17 protein-coding genes are annotated in these 17,191 nt (G+C 65.7%); 2 read left to right on the forward strand and 15 right to left on the reverse strand.

From position 1 onward, the window contains the following. Positions 1 to 5: 5 nt before the first annotated feature. From CFB43_RS29895 to fabI, 8 genes are all read right to left on the reverse strand, one after another. On the reverse strand, positions 6 to 350 hold the full coding sequence (locus CFB43_RS29895) for a DUF4148 domain-containing protein (RefSeq protein ID WP_089497719.1): 345 nt from the start codon (positions 348 to 350) through the stop codon (positions 6 to 8). Between the two features lie 303 nt (positions 351 to 653). Beyond that, a complete protein-coding gene (locus tag CFB43_RS29900) occupies positions 654 to 1,196 on the reverse strand; it encodes a cytochrome P460 family protein (RefSeq protein WP_089497720.1) in 543 nt (180 codons plus the stop codon). After that, positions 1,196 to 2,239, reverse strand: a complete 1,044-nt coding sequence (locus CFB43_RS29905; protein WP_089497721.1) for an alpha/beta fold hydrolase — start codon at positions 2,237 to 2,239, stop codon at positions 1,196 to 1,198. The genes CFB43_RS29900 and CFB43_RS29905 overlap by 1 nt, the downstream gene beginning before the upstream one ends. A 270-nt stretch (positions 2,240 to 2,509) precedes the next feature. Next, positions 2,510 to 2,764, reverse strand: a complete 255-nt coding sequence (locus CFB43_RS29910; protein ID WP_089497722.1) for a hypothetical protein — start codon at positions 2,762 to 2,764, stop codon at positions 2,510 to 2,512. 28 nt (positions 2,765 to 2,792) lie between these two features. Further along, a complete protein-coding gene (locus CFB43_RS29915; RefSeq protein ID WP_089497723.1) occupies positions 2,793 to 3,971 on the reverse strand; it encodes an acetate/propionate family kinase in 1,179 nt (392 codons plus the stop codon). A gap of 4 nt (positions 3,972 to 3,975) precedes the next feature. Beyond that, positions 3,976 to 4,914: a phosphate acetyltransferase gene (locus tag CFB43_RS29920; RefSeq protein ID WP_089497724.1), complete on the reverse strand. Its 939-nt coding sequence runs from the start codon at positions 4,912 to 4,914 to the stop codon at positions 3,976 to 3,978. Between the two features lie 19 nt (positions 4,915 to 4,933). Further along, a complete protein-coding gene (locus CFB43_RS29925) occupies positions 4,934 to 7,282 on the reverse strand; it encodes a DUF3141 domain-containing protein (RefSeq protein ID WP_089497725.1) in 2,349 nt (782 codons plus the stop codon). A gap of 61 nt (positions 7,283 to 7,343) precedes the next feature. Beyond that, positions 7,344 to 8,153, reverse strand: a complete 810-nt coding sequence (gene fabI / locus CFB43_RS29930; RefSeq protein WP_373452562.1) for an enoyl-ACP reductase FabI — start codon at positions 8,151 to 8,153, stop codon at positions 7,344 to 7,346. A gap of 425 nt (positions 8,154 to 8,578) precedes the next feature. On the opposite strand from fabI, the gene CFB43_RS29935 reads away from it, so the two are divergent. Further along, positions 8,579 to 9,070 carry an RICIN domain-containing protein gene (locus tag CFB43_RS29935; protein WP_144023128.1) on the forward strand — a complete coding sequence of 164 codons (492 nt, stop codon included), beginning with the start codon at positions 8,579 to 8,581 and terminating at the stop codon, positions 9,068 to 9,070. Positions 9,071 to 9,256: 186 nt separating this feature from the next. Here the strand turns inward: CFB43_RS29935 and CFB43_RS29940 are convergent, their stop codons facing one another. The 4 genes from CFB43_RS29940 to CFB43_RS29955 form a co-directional block, all read right to left on the reverse strand. Continuing rightward, on the reverse strand, positions 9,257 to 10,534 hold the full coding sequence (locus tag CFB43_RS29940) for an epoxide hydrolase family protein (protein ID WP_089497727.1): 1,278 nt from the start codon (positions 10,532 to 10,534) through the stop codon (positions 9,257 to 9,259). Positions 10,535 to 10,755: 221 nt separating this feature from the next. Next, positions 10,756 to 11,601, reverse strand: coding sequence for a GSU2403 family nucleotidyltransferase fold protein (locus CFB43_RS29945; RefSeq protein ID WP_089497728.1), 846 nt, complete (start codon positions 11,599 to 11,601; stop codon positions 10,756 to 10,758). Then, entirely contained in the window at positions 11,598 to 12,758 is a 1,161-nt protein-coding gene (locus CFB43_RS29950) for a helix-turn-helix domain-containing protein (protein ID WP_089497729.1), read from the reverse strand. The genes CFB43_RS29945 and CFB43_RS29950 overlap by 4 nt, the downstream gene beginning before the upstream one ends. A 288-nt stretch (positions 12,759 to 13,046) precedes the next feature. Continuing rightward, positions 13,047 to 13,751 (reverse strand): SDR family oxidoreductase, encoded by a 705-nt coding sequence (locus CFB43_RS29955; RefSeq protein ID WP_089498189.1) that lies wholly within the window; start codon positions 13,749 to 13,751, stop codon positions 13,047 to 13,049. A 134-nt stretch (positions 13,752 to 13,885) separates the two neighbouring features. Between CFB43_RS29955 and gcvA the strand changes: the two genes are divergently transcribed. Beyond that, the gene (gene gcvA / locus CFB43_RS29960) at positions 13,886 to 14,779 is read left to right on the forward strand and encodes a transcriptional regulator GcvA (RefSeq protein ID WP_089497730.1); all 894 of its coding nucleotides are present in this window, start codon (positions 13,886 to 13,888) and stop codon (positions 14,777 to 14,779) included. A 16-nt stretch (positions 14,780 to 14,795) separates the two neighbouring features. On the opposite strand, the gene CFB43_RS29965 is transcribed toward gcvA, so the two are convergent. The 3 genes from CFB43_RS29965 to CFB43_RS29975 all read right to left on the reverse strand — a co-directional run bounded on the left by CFB43_RS29965 (position 14,796) and on the right by CFB43_RS29975 (position 16,891). Next, positions 14,796 to 15,392, reverse strand: a complete 597-nt coding sequence (locus tag CFB43_RS29965; protein WP_089497731.1) for a pyridoxamine 5'-phosphate oxidase family protein — start codon at positions 15,390 to 15,392, stop codon at positions 14,796 to 14,798. Between the two features lie 95 nt (positions 15,393 to 15,487). Then, positions 15,488 to 15,679: a hypothetical protein gene (locus tag CFB43_RS29970; RefSeq protein ID WP_089443292.1), complete on the reverse strand. Its 192-nt coding sequence runs from the start codon at positions 15,677 to 15,679 to the stop codon at positions 15,488 to 15,490. 12 nt (positions 15,680 to 15,691) lie between these two features. Then, positions 15,692 to 16,891 carry an aminotransferase-like domain-containing protein gene (locus CFB43_RS29975; RefSeq protein WP_089443293.1) on the reverse strand — a complete coding sequence of 400 codons (1,200 nt, stop codon included), beginning with the start codon at positions 16,889 to 16,891 and terminating at the stop codon, positions 15,692 to 15,694. Positions 16,892 to 17,191 lie beyond the last annotated feature (300 nt).

Below are 17,191 nucleotides of genomic sequence, written 5' to 3' on the forward strand. Positions count from 1 at the left end.
GCCAATCACGAATGCGCGTACAGGTCGTCGGCGGCATTCCGCGCGGAGCGCGACTGGGACGCGTCGTGATGGCCGGCCGGCGTCGACGCATCGGCCACATTGTCGCCTTGCGACTTCGACGGGCCGTTCTGGTCGGAACGCGCGACCTGCTGCGCGGCGACGGCGTCCTCCGCGGCCGCGATATCGTTCGGGTAGTTCGCTTCGCTGCCGGCCGGGCGGTAGCCGGCCTTCTCCAGGCGGACGAGATCGGCGCGCACGTCGGCGCGCGTGAGGCCGTGGCCGGTATCGGCGAACGACAGGGCGGGGATGGCAGCGAGAACGGCAACGGCGAGGAGTCGAGCGGCTTTCATGAGGGTTCTCCTTGAGAGAGGTAGGTCAGTCGATCATTCGGCATCCGATCCAGTTCGTCTGGCATCGAACGTTTCCTGCATGTCGACAGTAGAACCCGCGCACGTATCTGCGATGTTTCCGAAACCGGGGCTTTCTGCATGCCAGTTTTTCAGGAACGGCCGCAGATACAGTGCGATACAAACCGGGCTGCCGCATCGTTCACTCGCCCGTCTGCCGACGCGGTCCCCCCAAGCCCACTCACCATGAAAAAAGGCGTGCCACGCATGGCACGCCTTTCCGTCGAACCCGTCACACCACGCACGTCACGGCGCAAGCCGCGTGAACACGTAGTCGTGGTTCTTCACACGCGCCTGGTGGCACGCAAAGCACGTCTGATGCTGGCCGATATCGGCCGGTACGCCGTTGATGAAGCGTCCGAAACCCCAGCCGCCCGTCGATGCATAGCGGCGCGAGTCCTTCACCATCACCTGCACGGTCGTCGCCTGGCCCGGCACCGTGGCACTCGGGAGCTCGTCGGACTGCTTGCGCTTGTACGCGAGCTTCACGAGGATCGTGCCGTCCGGGAACGGCAGCGTCGCCTGTTCGAGCGCACGGATCGCGACGGGGTTGCCGAGCACCACACGGAGTTCATCGAGTGGCGCGGCTTCCTCGGCCGGCGCGACCATTTCCCACTTCCGGTAGCCGGGCGGGATCGTCACGCCATAGATCGGCGAAGCGGCGGCGGCCGGCTTCGGCTGCTCCGCGAATGCGGCCGGACCGCTGGCCGACCACGCGCCGGCCAGCAGCACGCCCGCGACGACCGTGCGTCGCATGATGCGGCGCATCACACCCACCCGCGCCCGCATCACAGATGCTCCACTTGCAGGATCGCATCGGCGAACGCCTGCGGCGCTTCCTGCGGCAGGTTGTGGCCGATGCCGCCGGTGATCGTGCGGTGCTGGTACTTGCCGGTGAACTTCTTCGCGTAGGCGGCCGGCGCGGGATGCGGCGCGCCGTTCGCGTCGCCTTCCATCGTGATCGTCGGCACGGTGATCGCCGGCCCGGCCGCGAGGCGGCGCTCGATGTCGTCGTACTGCGCTTCGCCCTTCGCGAGCCCGAGGCGCCAGCGATAGTTGTGAATCACGACGGCGACGTGATCGGGGTTCTGGAACGACGCGGCCGTGCGCGCAAAGGTTTCGTCGGAGAACTGCCATTTCGGCGACGCGAGCTGCCAGATCAGCTTGTTGAACGCATCGCGGTTCTGCGTGTAGCCGAGTTCGCCGCGCTCGGTCGTGAAATAGAACTGATACCACCACTGGAGCTCGGCCTGCGGCGGCAGCGGCGCGGCGTTCGCCGCCTGGCTGCCGATCAGGTAGCCGCTCACCGACACCAGCGCCTTCACGCGCTGCGGCCACAGCGCCGCGATCACGTCGGCCGTGCGTGCGCCCCAGTCGTAGCCGCCGAACACCGCGCGGTCGATCTTCAGCGCATCCATCAGCGCGACGATGTCGACGGCCGTCACGGCCTGCTGGCCGTTGCGCACCGTGTCGGCCGAACGGAACGTCGTCGACCCGTAGCCGCGCAGGTACGGCACGATCACGCGATAGCCGGCCGCGACGAGCAGCGGCGCGACTTCCGCGTAGCTGTAGATGTCGTACGGCCAGCCGTGCAGCAGGAACACGACGGGGCCGTTCTTCGGCCCGAGGTCCGCATACCCGACGTTGAGCACGCCCGCGTCGATCTGGTGAATCGTGCCCAGCGACGCGACGCCGGCCGTGCGCTTGGCGGGCGCTGCATCGGGCGCCGACTGCGCATGCGCGAGGGCGCTGAAGCCGAGGTCGGCGAGGCTCAGGCTTGCCAGCGTCGTACCGAGGATCAGGCGGCGGCGGGTGTTCACGGTTTCAGGCATGACTCGTTCTCCAGTGTCGATCGCTAAGGAAGGGGGACCACGGCGCGCAGGGGCGCTCGGGAATCCGCGTTCGCGGCGGCGGCGCTGGCACTGCGCTGCCGTGTGAATCGCTTCACCGGATTTATATCCGATCCATCCTCAGGCTTTGTATCCCAACGTATCTGTGCGTGAACACGACACACGGGGATTCAAAAATCGTGCTGGAGAGGCGTGTTGACAGGGGAATCAGCCCGCATTCCCCCCTTCAACCATGCTGACATGAGAATCCGCTCACACCTTCCGATCCGGCAGGATATGCGCACGGATCGACCGTCCCCGCCACGACAGGTGATCGATCCGTGCGCGCAACGTGTAGAGCGCCACCGACGACAGCGTATTGAACCTGAGCAGCGCGATCGGGTTACCGATCCCGGCCGGCACCCGCTCGATCGAATCGAACAGCGGGAATCCATACCGGGTCAGGAACGCGCCGACCTCGTCGTCGCGTGCGTGTTCTTCGACATTGACCAGCAACAGTTCGGCCATGACGGCTCCTTGCTTGATTCGACCGCCGTCACCGGATCAGCCGGCGCGTATGGTGCGCGATCATCAGTTCTTCGTTGGTCGGGATCACCCACGCCGACACGCGGCTCGACGCCGTCGTGAGCAGCGGCCCGCCGGCATGGTTCGCGTCGACGTCGATCTCGACGCCGAGCCAGGCCGCACGGCGCATCACGCCTTCGCGAATCGCCGCCGCGTGCTCGCCGATCCCCGCCGTGAAGACGATCGCGTCGATGCCTTCCATAGCGGCGGCGAGCGATCCGAGTTCGCGCGCAATGCGGGTGATATACAGTTCGATCGCGAAGCGCGCATGCGGATCGTCGCTCGCGAGCAGCGTGCGCATGTCGCTCGATATGCCGGACACCCCGAGCAACCCGGAGCGCCGATAGATCAGATCCTCGACGGCGCGCACGTCCATCCCGAGCTCTTCCATCAGGAAGAGCACGACGCCCGGGTCGAGGTTGCCGCAGCGCGTGCCCATCGGCAGCCCGTCGACGGCGGTGAACCCCATCGTGCTCGCGACGCTCTTGCCCGCCACGAGCGCGCACATGCTCGCGCCGTTGCCGAGGTGGGCGACGACCGTACGCCCGCGCGCCGCCTGTGGCGCGACGTCGGGCAGCACGCTCGCGATGTACTCGTACGAGAGCCCGTGGAATCCATAGCGGCGAACGCCCCGACTGGTGATCGACTCGGGCAGCGCGAACGCCTGGGTCACCGCGGGCTGCGTGCGGTGGAATGCCGTGTCGAAGCAGGCCACTTGCTCGATGCCGGGCTGCACCGTTTCGAGGATGCGAATCGGCGTCAGGTTGTGCGGTTGATGCAACGGCGCGAGCGGCGTGAGCTTGTCCAGCTCGGCCACGATCTCGGGCGTGACGCGCACCGGGCCGCTGAAGCGTTGCCCGCCATGCACGACGCGATGGCCCACCGCCGCGAGACGGTGTCCTTCCTGGTGAGCCTCCAGGAATGCGGCGATCTGCTCGAGCCCTTCGTGATGGCCGAACGTCTCGCCGCCGGCCCATTGCTGCTCGTGATGCTCCCCGTGATGGTCGACGGCGCTGAAGTGCGCGGTGGCCGTGTAAAGCCCATCGACCTGACCGTGCACGATCAGCCCGAGCGTGTCGCCCTGCACGTCGAATGCGGAAAACTTGATGCTCGACGAGCCCGCATTCAACACCAGAATCACGTCTGCCATGGCATCACCCCGCGTGCGTGGCCGCTTCACGCTGCCCGTTCGCGACGAGCATCGCGACCGCGCATGAAGCCAGCCGGGTGATCAGCGAATCGGCGCGACTCGTCAGGATGATCGGCACGCGCGCGCCGAGCACGATCCCGGCGGCGTCCGCGCCGGCCAGGAACGACAGGCTCTTGGCGAGCATGTTGCCTGCTTCGAGGTTGGGCACCATCAGCACGTTCGCGTGCCCGGCCACCGGCGAATCGATCTGCTTGATGCGCGCGGCCTCGGGATCGATCGCGTTGTCGAGCGCAAGCGGGCCGTCGACGAGCGCGCCGGTAATCTGCCGCCGGTCCACCATCTTGCACAGCGCGGCGGCTTCGAGCGTCGACGGCACTTTCGGGTTGACCGTCTCCATCGCCGACAGGATCGCCACGCGCACCTGCGGAAAGTCCAGCGCATGCGCAAGATCGATCGCGTTCTGCAGGATGTCGACCTTGTCCTCGAGCGTCGGCGCGATATTGATCGCCGCGTCGGTCACGATCAGCGGATCGGCATGCGCGGGCACGTCCATGACGAAGCAATGGCTGATACGCCGGCCGGTGCGCAATCCGGCATCGTGACGCACCACTTCGGCCATGAGCTCGTCGGTATGCAGGCTGCCCTTCATCAGCGCAGCCGCCCGCCCGTCGCGGACGAGCCGCACCGCCGCCGCTGCCGACGCCTCGCTGTACGGCGCATCGACGATCTCGTGATCGATGATCGACAGCCCGCACGCCGCGGCGGTCGCTTCGATCCGGGCCCGCGGGCCGACCAGGATCGGCGCGATCAGTCCCTTGCGCGCCGCCTCCAGCGCCCCCTCGAGCGAGCTTCGATCGCACGGGTGCGCGACGGCCGTCGGCATCGGCGCCAGCGTCCGGCAGTGTTCGATGAGGCGGAGATATTTCTCGTGTCTGTTTTCCATCGTGGTTCCTGGCTGTCCGTCACTGCACACGTTCGAGGGCCGCCACCGGCCCCTTGGCCGGCCGCTTCGCGGGCGACGCGCCCAGCACCGCGCGGATGCGTTGCAGGGCCGCCCACTGCTGCTCGCTCACCGACGCGCTCTGCACGCGCGGATCGCCCAGCAACTTGTCCAGCAACGTCAGCAGCCGCTGGCGATCCTCCGGCCGGGCCAGCAGCGCCGGCAGCGTGGCAACGGCCTGCTGCGGCGCGTAGGTCGCGATGATTTCCTGCTCGCCATAGATGCGTCGCCACTGGTCGGGCGGCAGGTCCGGCAGATACTCGGCGTAGGTTTCGGCGAGTTCACGCTCGGTCGCCAGTTGCGCCAGCGGAAACGGCTCGCCGCCGCGTTCGAGCAGAAACGCTGCGCGCGCAACCGCTTCGGTGTAGCCGCCCCGATCGATCGACGCGAGCGCGTCCTTCACGAACGGCAGGTCGCGCGGGTTCGTCGTGACCGGCGAAGCGGCATGATGGTCGCGATACTGTTCCGCGAAATGAAGCATGAACGGCTGCGTGTACAGCGTGAAGAACAGCGACTCGGTGCCGGCATCGCGCATCGCGCGGAAAAAATCGAGCGATGCGCTGACGACGTCCGAGCCACGGCGTTCGAGCTTGCGCCACGGTTCGATATCGTCGGCCGGCTGGCGATGTGCGTTGACCGTGTCGGCAGCCGGCTTCAGCCAGCCAAGCCATGGGTTCAGGTCCGAAAACGCCCAGCGCTGAAAGCGCAGCGGATGAAAATCGCGCAACACGCGCGCCGTGGTTTCGTTCGAGGCCTGCTGCACGAACGGCTGCAGGAACAGTTCATAGGCGCGCTGCGTGAATTCGGACAGCTCGGCGACCGCCTCGAACGCATGCTCGTCCTTGCGCCCGAAGCGGTTGAAGTGTTGCGCGATCTCTTCGAGACGATGCTCGGCGAACGTGACCTCGTAAGCGACCTTCCCGTCGGCGCCTTTCACCTCCTCGATCGACATCGCATAGAGGGCGGGCGGCAGCGTTTCGACGGCATCCAGCACGCTGACGATCTGTGCGTGCTCCTTCTTCGCAACCTTGCCCGACACGAAGATGCCCAGATGCCCGACATCCTCCTCCATCAAGCCGATGATCACCTGCCCGCGCGACTTGATCTCCTCCGTGCTGCCGTAGATGTCCGCGACCCAGTTGAACGCCTGCTGCGGCGGCGTGATGTTGTCGCCCATCGACGCGAACAGGATGATCGGCGAGCGGATCTCGCGCAGGTCGAACGCCTTGCCCGCCCCGTCGCGCACCTCGCCGGACCAGAGCTTGTTGCCGATGAACAGGTTGCGCGTGATCCATTCGATCTCCTCGCGGTTCATCAGGTAGTAGCCGCCCCACCAGCGCTCGAACTCGAGGAAGCGCGGCGGCTCGGTGTCGATGTTGTCGTACACGTGGTAATACTTGTCCCACCACGTGTTCGCCGGATTCAGGTTCTCGAAGTTCTGCACGAGATATGCGCCGTCGAACTTGCCGTTGCCGAGGTCCGACGAAAACGACGCGAGCCAGGTGCCGCCGAGCAGGCCGCCGGCATAGCGCATCGGATTGTCGCCGGGCCCGTCGCTCCACGCGCCGCTCCAGTACGACATCGGGGCGCCGTTGATGACGATCGGGCCCGTATCGTCCGCCGACGAGCTCGCGAGCATCATCGCGGCCCAGCCGCCCTGGCAGTTGCCGACGATGGCCGGCTTGAGGCTGTCCGGATGCAGCTCGCGCACCTTCCGGACGAACGCCTGTTCCGCCGCGCACACGTCGAGCAGCGTCTGGCCGGGCTCGGGCTCCTGGAAGAACACGACGAAGTACACCGGATGTCCCGCGCGCAACGCCACGCCGACCTGCGAATCGTCCTTGAAGCCGCCGATGCCGGGGCCGTGCCCCGCGCGCGGATCGATGATCAGGTAGGGCCGCTTGGCGGCGTCGACTTTCACGCCGTCCGGCGCCTGGATGTGAACGAGCGCGTAATTGACGGGCCGCTCGAACTGCCGGCCGTCGAGCACCACGTCGTAGTCGAAATGCAGCACCGGCTTGAGCCCCTGGGCCGTGCGCTCGACGTATTGCGTGCCGCGCTCGCGCAGCGTGTCCCAGAACAGCAGCGAGCGCTGGACGGCGTCGACCGCGTAGTGCCATGCGCTCAACGGCGAAAGCGCTGTGGCGAAGGGCGCGGCGCCCGGATCGTGGCTGAGGCTATCGCCGCCGTCGAATGCTTCGCTCAACCGCTTTCCATACTGTTCCAGCGCGTGCTGCGTGCGCTTTTGCAGGACGTGGACAATTTCCGCGGCGATCTCGTGACTGCGCGCCAGTTGCGTGGCAGCATCCATAACACTGTTCTCCAGAGGGGCAAGGTGAATCCCGACGCATTCCGGGAGCGGCCGTCTCGCGTCAGCCGAGCACGTGCATTCCCGCGTCGACGTAGTGAACGCCGCCGGTCATCGCACGTGCGGCATCGCTGGCAAGAAAGGTGCACAGCGCGCCGACGTCGTCGATGTCGAACGGCCGGCGCAATGGCGCACGCCGTGCGGTGTCGTCGAGCAGATGATCGAAGTTCGGCAACCCGGAGGCCGCCCGCGTGGGCAACGCACCGGGCGACACCGCATGCACGCGGATGCCTGCCGGCCCCAGCTCGACGGCCAGATAGCGAACGGTGGCCTCCAGCGCCGCCTTGACCGGCCCCATCACGCCGTATTCGGCGATGACCTGGTCGGCGCCGATATAGGTCATCGCCAGCAGGCTGCCGCCGGACGTCATCAACGGCTCGGCAAGTTTCGCCATCCTGATGAACGAGTGGCAGGAGGTATCCATCGCGAGTGCGAACCCTTCCGGCGAACTGTCGACGACCCGCCCGTGCAGGTCGGCCCTCGGTGCATAGGCGACGGCATGCAGCAGAAAATCGAGGCGGCCCCATTGCTCGCCGATCGTGTCGAACACGTCGCGCATCTGGTCGGTCCGGCCCACATCGAGCGGCATCGCGATCGCCGGCTTCAACTGCTCCAGCAGCGGCTCGACGTACGGCAACGCGCGGTCGGATTGCCAGGTCACGGCCAGCTCGGCCCCCGCTGCGTGAAAGGCGCGCGCACATCCCCAGGCGATGCTCTGCTCGTTCGCCAGGCCGACGACGATGCCCCTTTTGCCTTCAAGCGGCCGCATGCCATTGCCGGGCGCGCGCGACTCGCGCACGTCGTTATTCGTCATCGCGAAACCTCGGGTCGTATTTTTTCATCGAGCGAAACTGAGAAAGGGCCGAATTGCCTTTGTACCGCGAATCATTGTATTGAGGGTTTCAAACCACCCGATCATTCACGCGATATATTTTTGATTTTTATCAAAATCGCTTTCAAATCAGATAATTACGATGGAATGTTTCGATCCAGAAGGATCGATTTCATCGACATGTCATTCAATCGTGTGCAATTAGTCAGGCCAACGTTGCAGGTCGCCCCGTTCCCGACACGGTAGCGCCCCTTCGTGCAATCGCATGTAAATGATTCAGCGATGGGGCGGGCCTGATGTTTATCCCAGGCAGAAGCCCATCATTAAACCTTGCCAATCAAGCGCCGACGATTTCTCGTCGAATATATGCAGATACATCGAGGGTCTTGTGCAAGGATGATTTCCACGTGAGGCTGCTGTCGGGAAAGAAGCGTTCATTTATCGACTCATCCAATTACCGCTCAGAGGAAAAAATGGCAAAAATTTATTACTTGGCCGACAACAGCTGGCTCATCGGTGTCACCGATCGCGTCAAAGGCGACAGGTTGGCGCTCCTTCCCACCAGTACGGACAGGGACTTCCAACCGGATGGCGGAATCACGCTGCACAGCGACTCCACGCTCGCCATCGACTGCGGAACGGTATCCGCCGAGCAATACCTTTTCCTGAACACCTACAAGAAAAACAACGCGTCGGCCTCTCGGCAATGGCAATTCGACCCGCAATCGGACGACGCGCAATCGGGCTACATCAAAAACGTGAGCAATTCGCAACTGGTCTTCGATCTCCCATGGAGAAACGTCGCGAAGGGCACGTACATCTGGACCTTCACGGCCAACGCGTCGGATGCGGAGATCTGGAGCCCGGTACCGGTCCCGCAGGATTCGTTCAAGAAGTGACCTGACCCAGGCTTCGGTGGTGTGCCGATTGACTTGTTCGGCGCACCATCGTCACTGCCGGTGGGCACGACACATCGAACCGCAGGTAGCCGAGGTTGCCATCCGCGTGGGCGTGCTGAACCGCAAAACAGAAACAAACGCAGGCCGCATGACCGCGCCGGCCCGCGTTCGCCACTCCTTCTCCGCTTACACGCGCCGCAGCGGCCGGAACCCGGCACGCACTTCACGCGCAAACAGTTCCGGCTCCTCCCATGCCGCGAAATGCCCGCCCTTGTCGACTTCGTTGAAGTAGATCAGGTTGTGATAACTGCGCTCGGCCCAGCTGCGCGGCGCCTGGTAGATCTCGCCCGGAAACACCGTGATCGCCGCCGGTAGCGAAATGTCCACCGCGTTGAAGTTGTTCGAGTGATCCTCCCAGTAGATCTGCGCGGCGGACGTCGCTGTGTTCGTCAGCCAGTACAACGAAATGTCGTCGAGAATCTCGTCGCGCGGAATCGAGCGTTCGGGCACGCCGCCGCTGTACGTCCATTGCGAAATCTTGTCGTACATCCACGCAGCCTGCCCCGACGGTGAATCAGCCAGCGCATAGCCGACCGTCTGCGGGCGCGTGACCATCATCGCCGAGTAGCCGCAGTTGTCGCGATAGAACGTCGCGAGCTTCTCGTACGCGGCCTTCTCCTTCGGCGACAGCGAAGCCGGCGCGGGCGCATCGGTCGCGAGCAGCGTCGCGATATCCGGCGGCACCGTCGCCGGCATGTTCACGTGAATCCCGGCGAGGCCCTGCACGCGCTGCATCGCCATCCGGTGCGAGATCACCGAGCCGCAATCGCCGCCCTGCGACACGAAGCGCGTATAGCCAAGCCGCGCCATCAGCTCGCCCCATGCGCGCGCGATGTGGTCGGAACCCCAGCCGGTCTGCGTCGGACGGCCCGAGAAGCCGAAGCCCGGCAACGACGGCACGACGACGTGAAACGCATCGTCGGCGCTCGCGCCATGCGCGGTCGGATCGGTCAGCGGGCCGATCGCCTTCAGCAACTCGAAGATCGAGCCCGGCCAGCCGTGCGTCATGATCATCGGCATCGCGTTCTCGTGCCGCGAGCGCACGTGAATGAAATGAATGTCGAGCCCGTCGATTTCCGTGATGAACATCGGGAAGCCGTTCAGGCGCGCCTCGCCCTTGCGCCAGTCGTAGTCGGTGCCCCAGTAACGCAGCAACGCCTGCATGCGCGCGAGCCGCACGCCTTGCGATTCGTCGGCGACGGTCTCGCGACCCGGCCAGCGCGTCGCGGCGATGCGGCGGCGCAGGTCGGCCACGGCGTCATCGGGTATGTGCGCGGTGAACGGGCGTATGCCGGTCGCGCCGGTCGCCGCATGCAGCGCGGTGGGCAGCATCGCCGAGACCCCGGCGGCCACGGAGGTGGCCAGCAGGTGGCGACGCATCGGGGAAAACGGTGTGGAAGACATCGTTCGGCATCTCCTTTCGTGAAGTGGAAAGTGAACATGCCGCGCGCGGGAAACGCGCCTTCGCTTTCAATCCGGCGCGCCCGCGTCACGCGGCGTCGCCCATTTGAAAGGTCTGATGTATCCGGTATTTGTCTGATTTGTACGCGTTTGTAGCGGCTGGGAGGCGAGCGCCGTGTCAACGACGCGCCAGCATCGACTGCTCGGGCAAGTGCGCGTCAAAATCAGATGGCGTGACCGAAAAGTTCTTCGAATCCGTTCTGGCACAGCCTGAGCATGGTAACGGGTTCGATGTATCGATCGGATCGCGGAATGTCCGCCGCGGCCCGAATCGTATCGTTGACCTCCGTGAATAGCGCCTCCACACCCGTTTTGACCGACTTGCGCTGCGCATCCGTCAACGTGACTTCGAGGCTTTTCCAGATGGGCGCCAGGTCATCTCCGATCGCGACGCCGAAGATGTTCATCGTGTCGTGGATGTAGAGAACGTCCTGGGGACGCTTTTCCACGAACCGCTCCTCCCGGATCAGAAGCTTCTGGATCATGAAGCTCACCGGATTCGGAATGCGTAGATCACGCACTGACTCGCCCAGGCCAGACTCCGTTGCGGGAATCGTCACGATCCATGGCTCGTGCAGCAGTACTTCGAGATGCGGCAGCTTCTGTGCAACCACACCCGCCTTCGCTTCGGTTGCGTTCGGCTCCGTATCATTCGTGCCCTTGACGCGTCGCCTGGGGCTACCGACCAGCGGCGTCAGGAATTCCGCATAAAACCCATTGCCGCCCTCGCCCAGCGTGTATCGCATTGCAGGCGGCTTGAACCCGCCTGCGAAGTTCGGCTCTGCCTTGAAACCCGCCCCCTCCAGCGCACTTTTGATATCCCCTTCGAGTACCGCCTGGTGTGCGTACGCAACATCGGCATCTTGCGTGAAGATCGGCTTGTGCTCGGGTTTGTAGGCGCGCGGCTCGTATTCGTAAAGCCGGAATGCCCAGCCCCCGATGAACACGATGTTGGAGCGCCACTGCTCGAGCGTTACTGCGAGCTTGCTGAATTCCGCGAGTTCGCTCATGCCCCTTCTCCTACTACCTTTGCAAGTACCCCATGCTCCAACTCGGCCGCCATTTCCGCGCCTCGCGCAGGATGCGCGGAAACGTCGAGCCATGTCTGGATGAGGTCCGTGACACGCACGCCTTTCCTGTCGACGCAACCACGCGTCAGCGATTGCGGAAAGCTCGGTTGCTGCAGGACAAGATCAGGACGCTCCCCCTCTTTCGCCAGTCGCAGAGGACGCCAGTTTTCGGCCTCTCGCAGGTTGTGAACCCAGACCGTTGGCGTCACGCCCTTCACATGCCCGAAACCCAGTGCCTCGGCCGCCGCGAAGTTGCCGAGAATGCCACCATGTCTTTGGAGGAGTCTGCGCAGTTGCACGTCGGGCGCTGCTTCCGAAAGAAACTTCATGGGAAGAGCCAGTGCAGGGGCCCGGTATTCCGCCTTCCAACGTCGCGCGAGTTTGCCTCGCTGTACGAGTTTCAGGAAAGGGCGCGTCTCGAGGAAACCCTCTTCGATCAGGCCGTTCACGAGCCGCGTGGCGGTCATGAGCGACACGCCGGCGGCGCGTGCGAGGTCGGTCGCCGAGCCATAGCGCATGTTCTCGGCGCCGAGCCACGGCTCGTCACCCTCGTCGGGATTCGACGTGAACGCAATGTCCGGCGCCAGCATGAGTTTGAGCATCCACTGCGCGAGGTCCGACAGCACCAGGCGCGGCCGCGTCCCGTCACTACTCCTGTAGAAGCTGGTCGGTGCGTCCGATGGCTTATCCAGTTCGAAACCCGGAAACCGGACATATCGCGTCCCGGCCATCGAGAGGACGGCAAAGGGTTCGGAATCTCCGTACTCGCGATGGAATTCGACCAGACGCCTGATGAGAGCGGGCGAAGCACTGCGGACCCAGATCAGAATGGCGGGACGCATTCCTTGCCGCTTCGCGTGCACACGCGCCTCGAGAAGCATCTGGGCAAACGCCGCCGTCACTCGGTCGGCTCGTCCATCGTTGAAGGCCTTGAGGGCCGCGAGAAAGGTGTGGCCACGATCGCTGCGCAGGAGGACGTCGCCGGCATGATCCTGCTCTCCCCTATCCATGACGTGCCATCCGTCTGCTTCCTCGAATAGCTTTCGGAAGGCCAGGAGCGCGTGACGCCCCGGCATTTCGTCTGAGATCGGATCCATTTCGGCCTCGCGCGGCTATGCGATATCACATGGCCGGATCATATCACATGGGCGTGTTACATCACTCGGCCATGTTATGGCCATCCTGACATCGGCGCAAGGGCCGTCCGATCAGACGGCCACCCTGCAAATGGCCGCCGCCTCCATACGGGAAGACAAAATTCGACGCGTCTTACGCAGACGTCGAGACAGCGCGTTGACACCGCAAGCAAGCGCGCACGCCTCATACGTGCGCGAACCGACTCCCCGCCGGCGAGCGATCAGCCCGTGCAGCCGCCCGCCCGCCGCTCAGAGCGCCTTGACGATCGCGCCGTCGACGCGAATGTTCTGGCCGGTGATGTAGCCCGCGCCGTCCGACAGCAGGAACGCGACCGTCTTCGCGATCTCGCTGGTCTTGCCGAAGCGGCCGGCCGGAATGCGCGCGACGATCTCCGGCGTTTCCGGCCAGCTGTCGATGAAACCCGGCAGCACCGCGTTCATCCGGATGTTCTCGGCCGCATAGCGTTCCGCGTAAAGCCGCGTCCACGCGCTCAGCGCCGCGCGCAGCGCCGACGAAACCGGCATCGGCTGCTCGGGCGCATCCGCCGCGAAACTCGAGATGTTGACCACCGCGCCGCCGCCCTGCTGCTGGAAGATCGGCGTCACGCGGCGCATCACGCGCACCACGTTCAGCAGGATCAGGTCGAGCCCCGCGTGCCAGTTGTCGTCGGTGATCGCCAGCAGCTCGCCCTTCGGCGGGTGCCCGGTATTGTTCACGACCGCATCGATGCGACCGTAGCGCGCCACCGTTTCCTGCACGAGCCGGTCGATGTCGGCTTCTTCCGTCACCGAGCCCTGGATGCCGAACCCGCCCAGTTCCTCGCCCAGCGCCACCGCGCTGCCCGACGGCGACATCAGCGCGACGCGATAGCCCGTCGCCGCCAGTTCGCGCGCGATCGCCGCGCCCATACCCTTGCCTGCCGCCGTGATCAACGCTACTTTTTCTACAGTCACGATGTGCTCCTCGTTCGAATCCTGCCGCCGCGCAGCCGCCGTTCGGCCCGCCATGGTGGTAATGTAGGCGCATCCATCACGACTGTCGAACCAGTATTTCTGCCTCCAGCCGATAGTTTTTCTACAGCCTGACGATGCCGCCTCGCCCCTCCCGCCTGCCGCCGCTGAATGCGCTTCGTGCATTCGAAGTGTCCGCGCGGCACCTCAATTTCCGCGCCGCCGCCGACGAGATCGGCGTCACGCAGGGCGCTGTCGCGCAGCAGGTGCGCCACCTCGAGGACGTGCTCGGCCTGAAGCTGTTCGAACGCCTGCCGCGCGGCCTCGCGCTGACGCACGACGGCGCCGCGTATTTCTCCGACGTGCAGCGCGCGCTGCATGCGATCGCCGACGCGACCGACAAGCTCGTGAAGCGGCGCGCCGCGCTGACGATCAGCACGACGCCGTCGTTCGCGTCGAAATGGCTGATCCCGCGGCTCGCGCAGTTCACCGACGCGCATCCCGACTACGACGTGCGCGTGATCGCCGACCCGCAGATCGCGACGTTCCGCCACGACGGCGTGGATCTCGCGATCCGCTACGGCAAGCCGCCGTTCGGCAAGCATCTCGCCACGCATGCGCTGTTCCCGCTCGACGTGTGTGCCGTATGCAGCCCCGCGCTGCTGGCCGCGCCCGCGTCGCCGCGAGCGCTCGCGGGCCACGTGCTGCTGCATGACGCGCACGACCTGTGGCCCGAGTTCCTCGCCGCGATGCCCGAGCCCGTCGACCTCGATCCGCACAAGGGGTTGCGCTTCAACCAGACGTCGCTCGCGATCGATGCGGCCGTCGCCGGCCAGGGCATCGCGCTCGCCACCGATCCGCTGGTCGAGCGCGACATCGCCGCGGGCCGGCTGTGCAAGCCGTTCGATTTCGCGTTTCCGCTGTCGGTGGGGTTCTATCTCGTGTATCCGGCCGAGCGGCGCGACGACGATGCGATCGTCGTGATGCGCGAATGGATGGCCGCGCAGGTGATGTCGGACAGGCGCCCTTGAGCGGGCGTCGGCCGCGTCAGGGCGCGACCCAGCGGCCTTCGTAGCCGCTTTCATGCAGGTCGAACACCGCGCGGCAATGGCCGGCGCGCGCGAGTTCGAGCCAGTCGATACGCGTCACGGTCACGTGGAGCAGGCAGAAGTTGTCGTAGCCGTCATCGGTCGATGCGGCACCCTGGCTCGCCGGGACATGCGCGGCCTCCGGCGACTCGACCGGCGTACCCGGCGGCAACGGTGCGCGATACAGCAGCAGCGTATGCGGACGGCTCGCTTGCCAGATCGCGCGCCGTTGCGCTTCGTCGTCGCAGATCGATGCCGCACCTTCCACGCGAATCTGCACGAGCGCATCGAGATCGCTGGCGACGAGCGCGATGCGCGGATCGCGGCGCAGCTCCGCGACCTTCTCCGAACGCGCATCGGTATGAAACGACAGCATGCGATCGGCGCGGCTCACCTGACGCAACACGATCGTGCGCACCTTCGGCGCGCCGTCGATGCCGAGCGTCGCGGCCTGCAGCATCGTGAACGGCGAGCGTTGCGCGCTCACGCCGGATTCGAGGCACGACCACAGGCGCTCGTAGGTTTGCGCGAGTGATTCGGAAGTGGCGTCAGGCATGACGAAGCGGCGATCGGGCGGGTGGCGATCGCGCCAGCTTAACCGTTTGCTGCGGCGAGGGCACGCGGGTGGCGCGCCGACCGTCGCCGCGCGGCTCAGTTGTAGCCGAGTACGACCGGTGCCGCGTCGCCGAGGTCGGCCGCCGGCTCCGCGCCGAAGCGGCCGAGCACGTCGGCCACATACTGCGGCCCGGCGCTGATCTGCGACGACCGGTGCGCAACCGGCCGGTTATCGCCCGCGCCCGGCGCGATGCTCATCGATACGGTGTCGTTGACGGTGATGTTCACGTTGATGTCTCCTCACGCGGCCAGCGCCGCACCATACGCGCGCACGAGGCGCGCCACGCCTTCCCGGATCGCGTCGACGTCCGGCGCGGCGAACGACAGGCGCAGCGACGCCGCGTCGACGTTGTCCGCGAAGAACGCCTTGCCCGGCACGAACACGACCTTGTTCGCGATCGCCTGTTGCAGCAGCACGTCCGACGACACCGCGCCGATCCGTGCCCACACGAACATCCCGCCTTCGGGACGATGGAATTCGATCGCATCGCCCAGGCCGTCGCGCAGCGCGTCGCACATCGCGTCGCATTTGCGCTGGTACGCGGCCGTGATGCGCGGCAGATGACGTTCGAGCGCACCGTCGGCCAGATACTCGGCGGCGGCCGCCTGGGTCCACGGCGTGCTGCACAGATCGACCGTCTGCTTCGCGATCACGCAGCGCCGCGCGATCTCGGCCGGCGCGATCGTCCAGCCCACGCGCAGCCCCGGCGCGACGATCTTCGACAGGCTCGCGAAATGCACGATCCAGTCGCGCGCGCCATCCACTTCGTCGGCGAGAGCGAGCATCGACGGCACGGCTTCGCCCGCGAAACGCAGGTCGCCGTATGGATCGTCCTCGACGATCAGGAAACGGTATTGCACCGCGAGACGCAGCAGCTTCAGCCGGCGCTCGCGCGTGAGGGTCGCGCCCGTCGGGTTCGCGAAGGTCGGGACCGTGTAGAGCAGTTTCGGCTGCGCGATCGCGCCGGACGCGAGCTGTTCGCCGAGACGATCGACGTCGAGGCCCGCGCCGTCGACCGGAATCGTCACGATGCGCGCCTGCTGCAGACGCATCGCCTGCAGCGTCGCCGGGTAAGCCGGTTGCTCGGTCAGCACGACGTCGCCGGGCGACACCATCACGCGCAGCAGCAGGTCGAGGCCCTGCTGCGAACCGGTCGTGACGAGCAGCTCGGCCGCCGTGCACGTCACGCCGCGCCGCCCCATCAGCGCGATCAATTGCTGCTTCAGTTCGGCGAGGCCGTCGGTCGGGCCGTATTGCAGGCAGCGCACGGGCTGCGCGTACGCGCGCTCGGCGGCCGCGTTCAGGCCGTCGACGTCGAACAGGTCGCTGGCCGGATAGCCGCCCGCGAAGGAAATCATGCCTGGTTCGGACAGGTACTTGAACAGTTCGCGGATCGGCGAGCCGGCGGGATTCTGGAATGAGGGAGTGAACGCGTACATGTCGTCGTGGGCTGGATGGCGCGGACGGCCGGGATAGCCGCCCGATACCGGCCACCGCGGCGCTTCTGGCGCCACGGCGGTGAAATCGAGCCACGATTGTCGATAGTCATTAAGGCCGCGGCAAACGATATCTATGCACTAGGTCTTGCGGTTTGGTCATCACATGGGGGAGGTGGCGCGCCCGCCGATGGGGAGGGTGATGCGTGGTTTGGGGTGCACGCCGTCGCGCGGCATTCAATTCGGGCGATTGTTTCGACAACGTGCCGCCTCACGTCACTTGCAGCCGTTCGTCGGGTTTGC

Origin of the sequence: Burkholderia sp. AU15512 (assembly GCF_002223325.1) — a bacterium.
GTDB lineage: Bacteria > Pseudomonadota > Gammaproteobacteria > Burkholderiales > Burkholderiaceae > Burkholderia.

Bases quoted from the DNA above. Each gene is read 5' to 3' on its own strand.
- CFB43_RS29895 (WP_089497719.1), bottom strand. From the start codon at position 350: ATGAAAGCCGCTCGACTCCTCGCCGTTGCCGTTCTCGCTGCCATCCCC.
- CFB43_RS29900 (WP_089497720.1), bottom strand. From the start codon at position 1,196: ATGCGGGCGCGGGTGGGTGTGATGCGCCGCATCATGCGACGCACGGTC.
- CFB43_RS29905 (WP_089497721.1), bottom strand. From the start codon at position 2,239: ATGCCTGAAACCGTGAACACCCGCCGCCGCCTGATCCTCGGTACGACG.
- CFB43_RS29910 (WP_089497722.1), bottom strand. From the start codon at position 2,764: ATGGCCGAACTGTTGCTGGTCAATGTCGAAGAACACGCACGCGACGAC.
- CFB43_RS29915 (WP_089497723.1), bottom strand. From the start codon at position 3,971: ATGGCAGACGTGATTCTGGTGTTGAATGCGGGCTCGTCGAGCATCAAG.
- CFB43_RS29920 (WP_089497724.1), bottom strand. From the start codon at position 4,914: ATGGAAAACAGACACGAGAAATATCTCCGCCTCATCGAACACTGCCGG.
- CFB43_RS29925 (WP_089497725.1), bottom strand. From the start codon at position 7,282: ATGGATGCTGCCACGCAACTGGCGCGCAGTCACGAGATCGCCGCGGAA.
- fabI (WP_373452562.1), bottom strand. From the start codon at position 8,153: ATGACGAATAACGACGTGCGCGAGTCGCGCGCGCCCGGCAATGGCATG.
- CFB43_RS29940 (WP_089497727.1), bottom strand. From the start codon at position 10,534: ATGTCTTCCACACCGTTTTCCCCGATGCGTCGCCACCTGCTGGCCACC.
- CFB43_RS29945 (WP_089497728.1), bottom strand. From the start codon at position 11,601: ATGAGCGAACTCGCGGAATTCAGCAAGCTCGCAGTAACGCTCGAGCAG.
- CFB43_RS29950 (WP_089497729.1), bottom strand. From the start codon at position 12,758: ATGGATCCGATCTCAGACGAAATGCCGGGGCGTCACGCGCTCCTGGCC.
- gcvA (WP_089497730.1), top strand. From the start codon at position 13,886: ATGCCGCCTCGCCCCTCCCGCCTGCCGCCGCTGAATGCGCTTCGTGCA.
- CFB43_RS29965 (WP_089497731.1), bottom strand. From the start codon at position 15,392: ATGCCTGACGCCACTTCCGAATCACTCGCGCAAACCTACGAGCGCCTG.
- CFB43_RS29975 (WP_089443293.1), bottom strand. From the start codon at position 16,891: ATGTACGCGTTCACTCCCTCATTCCAGAATCCCGCCGGCTCGCCGATC.